General features: G+C 33.7%; 16 protein-coding genes, 1 tRNA gene and 1 pseudogene. 15 read left to right on the forward strand and 3 right to left on the reverse strand.

All coding sequences use genetic code 11. The annotated features are described in order from the left end of the window. Positions 1-255, forward strand: a pseudogene (locus tag JN09_RS07325) (RNA-guided endonuclease TnpB family protein); the annotation flags it as partial. 62 nt (positions 256-317) lie between these two features. Further along, on the forward strand, positions 318-656 hold the full coding sequence (locus JN09_RS07330; RefSeq protein WP_204434425.1) for a Pr6Pr family membrane protein: 339 nt from the start codon (positions 318-320) through the stop codon (positions 654-656). Here the strand turns inward: JN09_RS07330 and JN09_RS07335 are convergent. Then, on the reverse strand, positions 653-2,779 hold the full coding sequence (locus tag JN09_RS07335; protein ID WP_308699527.1) for an ATP-dependent Clp protease ATP-binding subunit: 2,127 nt from the start codon (positions 2,777-2,779) through the stop codon (positions 653-655). The genes JN09_RS07330 and JN09_RS07335 overlap by 4 nt on opposite strands. Before the next feature lie 165 nt (positions 2,780-2,944). Here JN09_RS07335 and JN09_RS07340 point away from each other — a divergent pair, with 165 nt between their 5' ends. Next, positions 2,945-5,311 carry an InlB B-repeat-containing protein gene (locus JN09_RS07340; protein ID WP_204434427.1) on the forward strand — a complete coding sequence of 789 codons (2,367 nt, stop codon included), beginning with the start codon at positions 2,945-2,947 and terminating at the stop codon, positions 5,309-5,311. Between the two features lie 48 nt (positions 5,312-5,359). After that, positions 5,360-5,433, forward strand: a tRNA-Cys gene (locus JN09_RS07345). Positions 5,434-6,214: 781 nt separating this feature from the next. Here JN09_RS07345 and JN09_RS07350 read toward each other — a convergent pair. After that, positions 6,215-6,757 carry a helix-turn-helix domain-containing protein gene (locus tag JN09_RS07350; RefSeq protein ID WP_204434429.1) on the reverse strand — a complete coding sequence of 181 codons (543 nt, stop codon included), beginning with the start codon at positions 6,755-6,757 and terminating at the stop codon, positions 6,215-6,217. A gap of 221 nt (positions 6,758-6,978) precedes the next feature. Between JN09_RS07350 and JN09_RS07355 the strand changes: the two genes are divergently transcribed. The 4 genes from JN09_RS07355 (at position 6,979) to JN09_RS07370 (ending at position 9,337) form a co-directional block, all read left to right on the forward strand. Then, on the forward strand, positions 6,979-7,422 hold the full coding sequence (locus JN09_RS07355; RefSeq protein WP_204434431.1) for a hypothetical protein: 444 nt from the start codon (positions 6,979-6,981) through the stop codon (positions 7,420-7,422). A gap of 126 nt (positions 7,423-7,548) precedes the next feature. Continuing rightward, positions 7,549-7,896 (forward strand): hypothetical protein, encoded by a 348-nt coding sequence (locus tag JN09_RS07360; RefSeq protein WP_204434433.1) that lies wholly within the window; start codon positions 7,549-7,551, stop codon positions 7,894-7,896. Next, on the forward strand, positions 7,865-8,941 hold the full coding sequence (locus tag JN09_RS07365; protein WP_204434440.1) for a HigA family addiction module antitoxin: 1,077 nt from the start codon (positions 7,865-7,867) through the stop codon (positions 8,939-8,941). The genes JN09_RS07360 and JN09_RS07365 overlap by 32 nt, the downstream gene beginning before the upstream one ends. 21 nt (positions 8,942-8,962) lie before the next feature. Then, positions 8,963-9,337 (forward strand): hypothetical protein, encoded by a 375-nt coding sequence (locus tag JN09_RS07370; protein ID WP_204434443.1) that lies wholly within the window; start codon positions 8,963-8,965, stop codon positions 9,335-9,337. Positions 9,338-9,581: 244 nt separating this feature from the next. Here JN09_RS07370 and JN09_RS07375 read toward each other — a convergent pair whose 3' ends face one another. Then, on the reverse strand, positions 9,582-9,755 hold the full coding sequence (locus JN09_RS07375; protein WP_204434445.1) for a hypothetical protein: 174 nt from the start codon (positions 9,753-9,755) through the stop codon (positions 9,582-9,584). A 366-nt stretch (positions 9,756-10,121) separates the two neighbouring features. Between JN09_RS07375 and JN09_RS07380 the strand changes: the two genes are divergently transcribed. The 7 genes from JN09_RS07380 to JN09_RS07410 all read left to right on the forward strand — a co-directional run. Then, the gene (locus JN09_RS07380) at positions 10,122-10,616 is read left to right on the forward strand and encodes a pyridoxamine 5'-phosphate oxidase family protein (protein ID WP_204434457.1); all 495 of its coding nucleotides are present in this window, start codon (positions 10,122-10,124) and stop codon (positions 10,614-10,616) included. 8 nt (positions 10,617-10,624) lie between these two features. Then, positions 10,625-11,065 (forward strand): GNAT family N-acetyltransferase, encoded by a 441-nt coding sequence (locus JN09_RS07385; protein WP_204434459.1) that lies wholly within the window; start codon positions 10,625-10,627, stop codon positions 11,063-11,065. A gap of 34 nt (positions 11,066-11,099) precedes the next feature. Beyond that, positions 11,100-11,471, forward strand: a complete 372-nt coding sequence (locus JN09_RS07390; RefSeq protein WP_204434461.1) for an MmcQ/YjbR family DNA-binding protein — start codon at positions 11,100-11,102, stop codon at positions 11,469-11,471. 15 nt (positions 11,472-11,486) lie between these two features. After that, positions 11,487-11,687, forward strand: coding sequence for a hypothetical protein (locus tag JN09_RS07395; protein WP_204434463.1), 201 nt, complete (start codon positions 11,487-11,489; stop codon positions 11,685-11,687). Between the two features lie 64 nt (positions 11,688-11,751). Further along, complete coding sequence (locus tag JN09_RS07400) at positions 11,752-12,216, forward strand: hypothetical protein (protein WP_204434465.1); 465 nt, start codon at positions 11,752-11,754, stop codon at positions 12,214-12,216. 93 nt (positions 12,217-12,309) lie between these two features. Beyond that, complete coding sequence (locus JN09_RS07405; RefSeq protein WP_204434467.1) at positions 12,310-13,179, forward strand: DUF1295 domain-containing protein; 870 nt, start codon at positions 12,310-12,312, stop codon at positions 13,177-13,179. 234 nt (positions 13,180-13,413) lie between these two features. Further along, a partial coding sequence (locus JN09_RS07410) for a helix-turn-helix domain-containing protein (protein ID WP_204434481.1) occupies positions 13,414-13,717 on the forward strand: 304 nt, incomplete at its 3' end.

Here is a 13,717-nt window from a genome sequence, read left to right on the forward strand (position 1 = left end):
CTTGGGATTGAAACAAAAGTCATCCATGAAGCCTATACATCAAAAGCATCTTATCTAGATCAAGATGATTTCGTTAAAGGAGATTTCTCTGGAGAGAGAATCAAAAGAGGTTTATATAGAAGTCTAAAAGGCATCTTGATTAACGCAGATCAAAATGCCGCATTAAATATGATTCGAAAAGGTAATCCCGATGCCTTATGGATAGGGAATAAAGGAGTGAACACTCCTAAGCGTACATACCTATTTGGTGTGTAGTCGCTTTAAATAAGACGACTTAAATCGTTAAGAGGTATGTATCATAAGTCATTCTGTAAAGGGTGATTTATTCACCTCTTTGTTCTTCCAAGTTAAACCATACAGTAAATCCACTACTGTACACAGTCATTTTCTTTTGGTTTTTAGAAACTAGAATCCAACTTAAAACATTTTATTATTTACTAGTTCACCCATTTGTCTATTTCATGGCTTATGTTGTTACAGGGCCATTTACGAAGTTCTATCCCTATCCGTTTATGAATCCAATTACCTTAGGGACTAAGGCGTTTATTATTACAAATCTATTGGTGTTATTGCCAATACTGGTTATCTTCTCTATCGGTTTAATCGCTTTAAAAGAATATGTGACTAGACATCAAGAAAATAAGCAAACCAGTTAAGGTTTGCTTATTTCATTAAGAGAGAGAGTATTATCTTTAAGAGATAAACTGTAGGCTTGATGTGGGATTAAAGTGCCTTCAATGATTCTCATAGCCAAGAAGGTTTCAATGTCTTTTTGGATGAATCTCTTGATTGGTCTTGCACCGTATTCCATTGAGAAGCCATTTTGAATGATATATTTCTTTAAGACGTCATCGAAGGTAATCGAGATGTCTTTTTCTTTTAGACGACTGGAGAGTTCTTCTAAAAGTTTATCAACAATTTGAATTTGGACATTAATACCGAGTGGGTTAAAGAGTATGATCTCATCAATACGGTTTAGGAACTCAGGTTTAAAGGTTTGTTTGACTAAGTTCATAACACTGTTTTTGGATTCGCTGTCATTCTTAAGTAGATGTTCACTGCCTAAGTTAGAAGTCATAATGATGATCGTGTTTTTAAAGTCAACGGTACGACCTTGGTTATCGGTTAATCTACCATCATCGAGTATTTGAAGTAAGATGTTAAAGACTTCGCTGTGTGCTTTTTCAATCTCATCAAACAAGATGATTGAATAAGGTTTACGTCTAACAGCTTCAGTCAACTGTCCACCTTCATCGTATCCAACATACCCTGGAGGTGAACCAATGAGTCTTGAGACACTATGACGTTCCATATACTCACTCATATCGATTCTAATGATATGGTGATCATCATCGAATAGGTTTTGGGCTAGAGCTCTTGCGACTTCGGTTTTACCAACACCTGTAGGGCCTAGGAACATGAATGAACCGATCGGTCTATTTTGATCTTTAATCCCTGCACGTTGTCTAATGATGGCATCACTAATTAGTTTAATCGCATGGTCTTGTCCAATGACACGTTTCTTAAGAGAACTTTCAAGGTTTAAGAGTTTATCCTTATCAGCTTGAACCAGTTTTTCAACTGGAATGTGTGTCCATTTAGAAATGATTTCTGCGATGTTTTCTTCGGTAACCACCTCACTTAACATACGGTTTTCTTTAGAAGTAGTTAAGGTGTCTATTTCTTTTTCTAAAGCTGGAATTTTCGAATACTGAAGTTCAGCTGCTTGACTATAGTTATAATTATTAAGGGCATTTTGTAAGTCGGTCTTATACGTTTCTAGTTTATGTTTTAGGGCTTTAACGTTTTCAAGTTCGGCCTTTTCTTTTTGCCACTGTGCTTTAAGGGTTTCAGATTCCTTGTTAAGGTCTTTGAGTTCAAGTTCAATCTTCGAAAGTCTTTCTTTACTTAGAAGGTCTGTTTCTTTAGATAAAGCACTCTTTTCAATCTCAAGCTGCATGATTTTTCTTAATACAGTATCTAACTCAACTGGCATAGAGTCAATTTCCATACGGATAGAAGCACAAGCTTCATCAATTAAGTCAATGGCTTTATCAGGTAGGAACCTGTCGGTAATGTATCTGTTAGAAAGGGTTGCGGCAGAGACAATCGCGTTATCACTAATATGAACACCATGGTGTGCTTCAAAACGGTCTTTAAGTCCTCTTAGAATAGAGATGGTATCCATCACGGTTGGTTCATCAATTTGGATCTTTTGGAAACGTCTTTCTAGGGCAGTATCTTTTTCAATGTACTTACGGTATTCATTTAAAGTGGTTGCACCAATACAGTGTAATTCCCCTCTTGCAAGCATTGGTTTAAGCATGTTAGAAGCATCCATGGCTCCATCTGCTCTACCGGCGCCAACAATCGTATGGATTTCATCGATGAAAAGTATAATCTGTCCATCGGATTCTTTGATTTTGTTTAATACAGCCTTAAGTCGTTCTTCAAACTCCCCCCTGAACTTCGCACCAGCGACTAAAGCTGCCAAATCTAGCTCATAAAGGGTTTTGTTTTGTAAACCGAGTGGAACATCCTTATCGACTATACGTCTTGCTAAACCTTCTACAATCGCGGTTTTACCGACACCAGGTTCACCAATGAGCACAGGGTTGTTTTTGGTTTTTCTTGAAAGAATCTTAATCATTCTTCTGATTTCTTCTTCACGTCCTATAACAGGATCAATTTTACCCTGTTTAACCAGTTCGACAATATTTCGCCCAAATTTCTCTAACACATTTGGGTCTTTTTCGTAGTTTTCCATTTGAGGCATCATAAGTTTCATCTCCTTATTATTAGCACTCTAATATAATGAGTGCCAACTACACTGTTATTATAATACGATTATCAAGGCTTGTCAACAGGGATACGTTAGAGAATTATAGTCGTAATATCATAGAAGTTATGTTATAATAAACTACTGATTAAGGAGATTTACACGATGAATAAATTATGGATGGCAGTATTAATAGTGCTTTTTGGTGTGTCTTTATCGGCTTGTAAAGACGAGAAAGACTATCAAAGTGTATTAGAAAAAGCTGCAAACACGTTAGAGGTTCCAGAAGAAACTCTAGATTCAATTGAACTCAAGGATAGCCTTTCTTTTGAAGGCATCAAAATTACAATTACTTGGCGTTCAGATAAAACCTATATCACCGATAAAGGTGTCGTAATCAGACCTGCATTCTCGTTAGGCGATCAAACCGTTAAACTCACTGCTAGTTTAAGTTATTTAACATTTAAATATGACAAAGTGTTTGATGTTTTAGTACTTAAAAAAGATAGCCCGACAACTGTTACAGTGAGTTTTAATACTCAAGGTGCGGCAGTAATTCCTAGTCAAAACATTAACGAAGCCTCTAAAGCAACCTTAGTGGATAATCCTACTAAAGCAGGATATGTCTTTAAAGAATGGCGTATTAATGGTATAGAGGGCAATGTGTTTAGTTTTGACACATTAATCTATGAATCTATGATGCTTTATGCAGTCTATGAAGAAGTTGTGTCCAAGATTCACTTTGACGCAAATGGTGGCACAGAAATAAGCAGTATCACTGGTAAGAAGGGAGATTCTATTCTATTACCAAGTGCCCCAACTAAAGAAGGATTTGAGTTTGATGGATGGTATTTAGATATCAAACTAACAGAACCATTCCAACTTCAAGAAATGCCTTCAGGTGAGATCACTTTATATGCGAAATGGAACGCATTAGGTAAAACCTTATCCTTTAATACAAATGGTGGTTCTGACATCGAATCATTCTCAAGACCTGTGAATGCAGTTATCACTGGACCTGAAGATCCAGTTAAAGAGGGTCATAAGTTTCTTGGTTGGTTTAAAGATGAAGCCTTTAGTGTAGAATTTGATTTTGGTGTTATGCCAAATGAAGATTTAGTGCTGTTTGCTAAATGGGAAACCAAACCAGAAATCACACTAGATTATCTTGATATATTCTATGTAAATGATACACACGGATCAATTGAACGAAGTGGCTATGATTTAGGATTAGCCTACATTTCAAATTACGTGAACTATTATAGAGCCCAAAACCCAAATGGGACGATTTTACTATCCGGGGGCGATATGTTCCAAGGGTCAGCCTTATCAAACTACTATATGGGATTATCAACTCTAAACATTATGAATGAAATGGGATTTGATGCGATGACTTTAGGAAACCATGAGTTTGACTGGGGTATTGAGGTCATCCAACAATACTTTGATGGCGCATATGATAACTATGATGCAAACTTCCCGATCTTAGCAGCCAATGCCGTTAAGGCTGGGACTACTACCCCAATTGAACACATTGATCCATATACAATCATTGAACGTGGGGGCGTCAAAATAGGGGTTATTGGAACAATCGGAAGTTCACTAGAAAACTCTATTGCATACAGCCGCATCAATGGCTATGAATTCTTAGATGAAAGAAGTTATATTGAATATTACACAGAAGAACTAAGAACTGAAGAAGATGTAGATTATGTCATCTTGATGATGCATGATAATGGTTCTATTTATAATCTTGACCAATTAGCCAAACTAACAGGGTCCAAGAAGATTGATTTAATGTTTAACGCACATACACACCAACGTTATGTTAATGAATATTCCAATGGTCTATTAGAAGTCCAATCAGGTTCTAATGGCCGTTATGTTGGGACTGTAAGAATTGATTTATCTACAGGGTCTATTTCCGCTAAGAACGTTAATGATCACGAGGCATTATACGAAGCAGATCCGAAAGTAGAACGCTTGATTAATGCCTACAAACAAGAAACAGATGAACTCTTTAATAGAGAAATTATTCGTTCATCAAGTTACTATTCACAAGATGAAATCGCTAGATGGTTAGCAAAAGTAATTGTTAAACAAACAGGCGCTAATATCGCTTTCCAAAACATTGGAGGCACTAGAGCAGACATAAGACCTAATGAGGCTCTAACCTTAGGTAAACTCTTCCAAATATTCCCATTTGATAATGTCATCAAGACCGTTTTAATGGATGGTGGAATGATTAACAATATCAAAGATGAATACTTGTATAGTTCAGATGGAACTGTATTCCAAAGTGGCAAACTCTACTTAGTAGCAACCAATGATTACGTCTTTGATAAGACAGATGGGTTCTATAACGGAACTGAACCTAAATTTGATGGCTCATTACTGAGAGACATCGTAGAAAATGAGTTATTACTTCAAGCAATGGTTTATGATAAATTTAACATTAATAATCCTATCCTAACAACCAAGAAGGAAACTATTTTACCAAAAGCACTATACCAACAAGTTTATCTACAATAACAATTGACAAAAGCGCTATTCCTAGTTATAATGGAATAGCGCAAAAAAGGCCCTGTAGCCAAGTGGTAAGGCGCGGCACTGCAACTGCCTGATCGTCGGTTCAAATCCGGTCGGGGCCTCCAAAGAAATCTTTAATTGGTAGTGAAAAACTACCAAATAACACCAAATTATGCCCTTTTAGGGCATTTTTTAATAAAAATAGTCCATCTGAAAGTCTGTAACGACCTACAAGATGGACTTTTATTTTTAAAAATATAAATTGAAATTAAGTTGTGACACGGGTTTGAACTGCTATTCAAAAAAGTTGTGACACGTGTTCGAACTTTATTGATAAACAGAATATCTAACATCAACATTTTTATAACCAAGTTTCAAAGGTAATATGGATTCAATTAACTTATGATTACACTCACCATTATCAAACAGATTAAGTTTGATAGAATAATTTGATATTGAATGGATTGTAATTGCAGCGAATATTTTTTTGATTTCTTGTATATCTAAAGCATCATCAATATTATGAACAAACTTAAAGTAACTGGGAAGATTGTTTTTTGCAGATAAAAGTTTAGTTTTAAAATTTAATAAGTCTATCTTTTCGTTAACATTTTCTAAATCAGCATCACAAACAGTTACACTTTCATTTATATATGATGTAATGTTTGGTGTTAAATCTTCATATAAAATTTCATTTGAGAGATAACATCCATTAGTAGAAAATAGTTAAGTTTTTAACAGTAATGCTTACGCTATTCCTAGAACTATTAGTTGAGCCCTTTCAAAGTAATAATTATGATTATCTACAATCTCAAAGTTTTCTTCTTTGGCTATTGTAAAGCCAAATAAGAAAAGAATTGAAAACAAAACACCCAACAATAAAACAAGATTATAAATTTTTTCATTTCAAATTCCTCCTATTGTTATTATTAAAATAGTCAAGACTATAATCGTAATCATAAAGACACCAAGATATCTAATCAACAATTTTTTGTAATGGTTTTGAAGTTTCTTGGTATGATAACGTAATGAAAAAGAAACACAAGAAATTATAAATATAGTTACGGAAATAATAATAATTGTGAAGCATATCATTTGAAAGGCAACAGACAATTTACTGCCATGATCTAAATAGTATGCAAATAAAAATGATATAAAACTGATAAATAAAAGGCTTGTTGATAATATTGATAAAGTAGTAAATCTATTAATAATTTTAATATCAACAGGCTCATCAAAAATAGGATCGACCGTTATCTTATCATAAAATGTATCCATTGATACATTTAGTATTTCTGATAGTCTTTTCAATGAGTAAATGTCTGGGGTAGAGGTTCCTTTTTCCCATCTAGAAATAGATCTATCAGTAACACCTAACTTATGAGCTAGTTCTTGCTGAGTCAGTCCAAGTTCTTTTCTCTTTTCAAGTATGATTTTATCAATACCCATTTAAATCCCTCCTTGTATTTATTTATTCGACAACTTTATTATAACTTTCATTTTTCTTAATTGAAACCGTAAAGTGTGTCAAAAATTAGACAAGTGTGTCCCCTCCAGTCTAACATTATATTTTGATGTGCCACCACCGAACGCCCCACATCTAAAATACTTGGCAATTTTTTTGAAAACTTGAAATTTGAAGATCATCAAAACTTTGAAGACTGACAGAAATGTTAGTCTTTTTAGTCGATGGGTCTCTAAAGAAAAATCTATATCACCTTTACCGAATTGAAGAACAAGTTCGTAGATATATAGAAAAGGACAATTTTAAGATTGAATCGAGTGAAGAAACGTTAGAAAAGATACTCGTGTTCAAAGAAAACTTTACAACTAACGCACCTGGTTTTGTAGAAGAATTAAGAAACATATTAAATTACCTGAAAGGAATCAAAACCATGTCAACGACTGAAATAACACTCACCTTAATATCCGTGCTTGGAATGATTAGTTCGATCGCGTTTGCTTTTCTTTTCTTTAGAAGAAATAGTAAATCTGATACTAAAGAAATAGGTAGAGAATCAGGAACGATGATATCTGATTTAGGATATATTAAGTCAAGCATTGAACGAATTGAAAAAAGACTTGATCTAACAGATTCAAAGTTTTTGTCTTAAAGTTTTTTGAATATTTCATTGCACCTCCGTATAAAAGTTACCATTTAGGTAATTTATTGTTGACATAAACATTTTCTGATGTATAATAATTATGTAATTACCGTTTAGGTAAGAAAGGAGAGTTTCATGGAAATAGAATTTGATGACAAGAAAGTGCAAACTCTCTTCAATGATTTTAACTTAATGGCAAAGAAAAAAGGACCAGATATTACAAAAACAATAAAAAAGAGATATGAGCAACTCAAGGCTGCTGAGACATTTGCTGAATATCTCTTAACTGGTTTAGGAAAACCTCATCCTCTGTCTGGTAATAAAGATGAGTTATATGGGATTAGCATTACTGGAAACATTAGACTCATCGTTGAACCCGTTTCTGAAGATCTAAGTATAGAATCACTAAAAAAATGTATAAAAGTCATTATAAAAGGAGCTGAAGATTACCATGGCGACAAAATTACAACATATATTCCTTGATGAATTACTTATTCATCCGGGAGAAACGATACTTGAAATGATTCAAGATAGAAACATATCACAAAAAGAACTGGCGATTAGAACTGGGTTTACAGAGAAACACATTTCTACAGTTATTAATGGACAAAAGAATATATCTGCAGAATTTGCTATGAAATTAGAATATGCACTTGGTATTCCTGCATCATTTTGGCGTAATCTTCAAACGAATTACGATTTAGAAGTAGTTTCTTTTAATGAAAAACACAATATCTCTGAAGAAGAAAAACAAATAGCGAAAGAAGTAAAACAAACTGTGGAAACACTAACAAATCAAGAAATTAAAGTTAATAATGGTGTAGATTCTGTATATAAAATAAGACAGTTATTAGGCGTTAGTAATCTAACATCATTAGCACCACTAAATACAGCACAGTATCGCGCACAATTTGCAGAAAACACAAGTGAAAATGTCATGTATGCTTGGCAATACCTATGCGAGAAAAAAGTAGAGAATCAAACCGATAAACAATTGGATGTTGAAAAACTAGCAAATAGTCTTGAATTAATCAAAAACATAATGCACCAAGATGCAACAAACCATATATCTCTAATTCAGAAGGTTTTAAATGATTGTGGGATATTATTTGTTGTTGAAAAAGATGTAAAAAAAGCTCCAATCAAGGGGCTTACCGTTAAAACAAAGAAAGATCAAGTTATGATTGCATTAACGATTCGTGGTAAGTTTGTTGATATCTTTTGGTTTACATTATTCCATGAAATAGGACACGTTATTAATGGTGATTATTTGAAAAATCAAAAGCATTGGGAAAAAGATAATAGAATAGAAAAAAACGCAGATGAATTTGCTGCAAATACGCTCATAGATAATAAATCATACAAAGAGTTTATTATAAATAAAGATTTCTCAATGGAAGCAATAAAGTACTTAGCAAAGACAAACAATGTTTTACCGGCAATAGTTATTGGCAGACTTATGAATGATCAATACATACCATGGAGTGCCTATCAAAGAGAAACATATGCATGGGTTGAAGGGGAGTAAAAGATAAAAGGAAGATGAGAGATGCGGAGTATATTTGATTTTATAGTTTCATTTTGGGATACAACTGAATATGCACTAGCAAATTGGATTATCCTTGGATTAATGGCTCCGATCGCCTTTGTTTTTGCATACAGAGCTACTGGGGAGACAGCATTCATTGTCGGATATAATTCAACAGCAATGAGCATCATTCATTGGATTGTCAGATTGTTCATATATATTATATTAGTTTACATATTGAAAGGTATGATTTGGTTTGTAGCCCAACCACTTATATTATTTAAGACTAGAGAACCTAGGTTTATATCTTCAATTATAGTTGCCGTGTTATTGTTCGGCTTCGCAATTTTTGTAAAACTAAAATCTAAGATTACTCATAAGATATTTTGGTCTTAGAAACAGGTATGGTTGTATAGAATACTTTGATTTAAAATTAAGAAAATAAATTGAGGAAATGTGTGTATGAAAGATTCAATTGCTACGAATAAATATTCTATTCTAAAGATTATGATTCCCTTCTTGTCGATATTTGTAATACCTAATTTACTATAAAGAGTCAAGTATTTTAATAAAATAAACAGTAAAAGACCTCGATTTCGAGGTTTTATACTAGATATAGGTAAACAAACATCAATATTTGCTAGCTTTGATGCTTAAATTCAAGATTTTTAGTTTCTAAATGATACATCATGCGAAGTAGTTTCTTTGCTACATGCGAGATTGAAACCCGGTGTGCTTTACCTTCGGAACGTTTCTTTTGATAGTATTCATAATACTCTGGAATATGAATTAAAGTGGTTTGAGCGGCATACATTAAGTAGTATCTTAAATAGCCAGATCCATTGAACTGATACCAAAAACCTGTACTTTGTTATAATACAAGTGTTAGGATTCAATCCTTACTGATTTATTGCCCCCCCAAGATGAAGAATAGAATTAACTGAATACACCGAACGCCCCACATCTAAAATACGTGGGGCAATTTTTTTTGAAAACTTGAAATATTGTAAGGGTAACATAAAAGTAGACACTCAATATAATATATATAACAAATCACGACATTAAATAATAATAAAAAAACATTTAATAATGATAACAATTGTCTTTATAATTGTTATAAAAAATGGATAATAGACTATGTAAATAACGGTTCATAATTGAATAAAGGAGTGGCATAAAGATGATTAAAGATATTAAGAGTAGTGGCCTTTTGGACATCATCAAAGAAAAGTATGAACATGACACCATTTTGCTAGTAGCAACCGCCAAAGACAACGTGCCTAATGTTAGATCTGTGGATAGTTTTTTTTATGGTGGGTCCTTTTGGATTGTAACGGACTTGCGTGCGAATTATGTTAAAGAGATTAAGAAGAATCCTTATGTGATGATCTCAGATGCTGGCCATAACCGATTTTGGTGTAAGGCAAGCATTGTAGGACATCCACTTGACGAATCCAATTTAGTGATTCGTAAAGTATACGAAAAAGTATTTCATAACTGGTATCATGAGGTGAACAATGAAGAAATTGATACCGTGTGTTATATTAAAGTAACCCCATATAAGGGCTATGTTCATAAAGATAAGCTTGGCTACACATTTGACCTAGCTTTAGATAAGGTGACGATAACTCCGATTACGCACCATATTGATGTAAAATTGGATCCATTTTGGTAGGAGATAACATGTATACTTATAAGAAAATAGATTTAAAAGATGTTGACCAATTAGCAGTTGACTATATGAATTACTTTAACTGTTATGAAGAGGCAAGTTGGACATTAGACAAAGCAAAAAGAAGACTAAGACAACTCTTTAATCGAGAAGATGCGCTAGGATTCTTAATGATGGATAAAGACTTAGTAATCGGATTTGGCGTTGGCGTACTCACTCAATTTGATGATGGATTAATCTTTGAACTTAGTGAATTACTCATATATAAAGCCTATCAGAATAAAGGAAATGGGTCTTTATTAATTCAAAAACTTGAAACACATGCCAAACAACAGGGCGCATTTAGAGCTCAGTTGTTTGCGTTTGATGATCAGGAACACACCAATTTTTATCAACATAAACATCAATACAGTATTGCTAAAAACAACCTGATTTGGACCAAAGCATTATAATCCATTAAGCAATCACTAAATTAAGGAGGTTCATATGGACGAAACAGCATTAATGTCATCACTTATTGAGTATGGTAACGCCCTTAGAGGCGCAGAAGTCTATTATAGAGAAGACTGGGAGTGCTTTTATTTTTCACTCTTAGGTAAGAACTTTGGACTATTGACGAATGAGCTTTTCACACTCAAGAATACACCAACCAAGAACACTGAGTTAAGAGAAACTTATTCCTATATTATCCCAGGATATCATATGAATAAAAACCACTGGATTTCGATAAAACTTATGGAAAACCAACTGACCCTTGATGAACTCAAGGAACTCATTTATGAATCCTACTTGTTAGTCTATAAAGGGTTAAGTAAAGACGAAAAAGCAATCATCGATGAAATGCCTGATAGAAGGTAATAAGATGAAATATGTGTGTTTTTTAATGACTTAGATAAATGGGATCCAAACATCGAAACAGTAGAGGTCACAAACTCTGGTATCTACTGGTCTTTCATCCTCGATGATTATACTAAAACAGCTTATTATAAACTTGCCTCAAAAGAGATTTCTAAACACATAACCATTAGAACCATTAATACAATCGTTAAGCTCTTATCGATAATGGATAAATAGCTTAATAACTAGTCACGGCTACTGTCTTTATAATAGGTTAGTCACACATTTGGAGGTGTAGAATATGGCAAAAACCAGTTGGTACAACGAAAGACCCAATGCCTGTCATTTGGTATACTTAGACAAGAAATCCAAGGAACTTGAAAAACTCCTTAATCATGAAAAAACGATGATTATTAGAGGAGCTCAAGGCAAGAAATCCCCACTTGGTGGGAGAGCTAAAATAGGTGAGACTATTTATTTCGTTAACACAGGTGGCGATTTACGTGTTACACATAAAGGCGTTATTTCTAATGTGATTGAAAGCGAAAAAATGACACCTGAAGAATCTATAGCATTCATCCAAAAGTATGAGGCAGCACTGAACCTTTCAAAAGCTCAATTAGAAAGATGGAACGGCAAGAAGTACCTAGCCGTCTATGAGATTAGTGACCTTATAGAAGTTGAACCTTTTACCTATAACCGTACGACCAATATGGATGATTGGATTATCTTAAGCGATATTAATGAGGTCAAAAAACTAGATTAATCAAATAACTTATACAAATAATAATACTTTGAATGTGAAACTAATGAAAGATTAGAAGGACGATGTTATACTGATTTCAGAGGTGATTTTTTTATGAAAAGAGTTCTGATTTATCCAATTCTATTATTAATTACAGTTTTAATTGCAACCCTAGGATTTCAAAGTTTTGATGGGGAGTCTTTATTACTACCATTGGGGGTTGTATTTGCTTACTTCACAGTGTTTTATGTGATTGCCCAAATCATTAAAGACAACTCAATTGTCGATATGGGTTGGGGATTAGGGTTCGTCTTTGGTAGTATCGCAACTTTATTATCAACCGATAACCCCACACTACTAAGTTATGTCGTAGTAATCTTTATCACACTATGGGGGACAAGACTCTCATTTAGACTCATAAGAAGAAACTTTGGTAAACCTGAGGACTTCAGATATGCCCAGTGGCGTAAAGAATGGGGCAATAAAGCAGTAATCATTGCGTTTTTTAGAGTCTTTTTTGTTCAAGGCGTTATCAACTTCATTGTAGGGTCTGCAAGTTATGTCGTGATCAAATACAATCAGTTCGAGTTTGAAGGTTTAGGCTTGTGGATTGTGGTTGTTGGTATGGCTATTGCTTTAACAGGATTATTCTTTGAAGTAGTAGGCGATGAACAACTTAGAAGACACATTAAAAAGGGCACAAGAACGCTCATGCAAAAAGGCCTTTGGTCGATAACAAGACATCCTAACTATTTCGGTGAAATCCTAATTTGGACTGGATTATATATTGTAGGATTCTCATTATTATTTACAAAGTCTGTGTCTATTCTTTTATACTTCGGACTTGTGGTTTCACCACTGATTATGAGTCTTGTTTTAATTAAGATATCTACACCACTCTTGGAAAAACATATGGCGAGATATCAAGGGTTTGAGGACTATAAAAAACGTGTTCCGATGATATTTCCTTTGAGTAAAAACTAAAAAGGCTTTTATAAATCGACTCTAATAAAAGTCGATTTTTTTATTGACTAGGAAAGTTCATCTTTTATTGTTCTATCATCTAACAACCACACAGTTTTTTTGATAAAAATTTTGATGTAACCCCATTTTAATCACCTCTTTTCATCACTTTTTATATAATTAAATATTCATATAAAATATATATTTTATAGGCTATTTATGGTATAATTTGAGTAGGAAAGGAGAACCCCATTTATGTCTTATAAAGCCCTTAAAACAAGACTCACTCTAAATCCAAATCAACACCAGTTTTTGTTATCTTTAATGCGTGCTTCAAGAAGTCTTTATAATCAAGCCCTTTATAATGTGAGACAACATTTCATTAAAACAAATGAGTACTTGCCCTACAATGAAAACTATCAACTACTCAAAGACAGTGAACACTACCGTTACTTAAGTACCACTCAAGGTCAAATGGTCATTCGTAAAGTTGATGAAGCGATAAAGGGATTCTTTGGGTCTTTAAAGTCTAAGGTGAAACAAACCATTAGACTACCTA

Source organism: Paracholeplasma morum, assembly GCF_016907055.1.
In the GTDB taxonomy this organism is placed as follows: domain Bacteria; phylum Bacillota_I; class Bacilli_A; order Acholeplasmatales; family UBA5453; genus Paracholeplasma; species Paracholeplasma morum.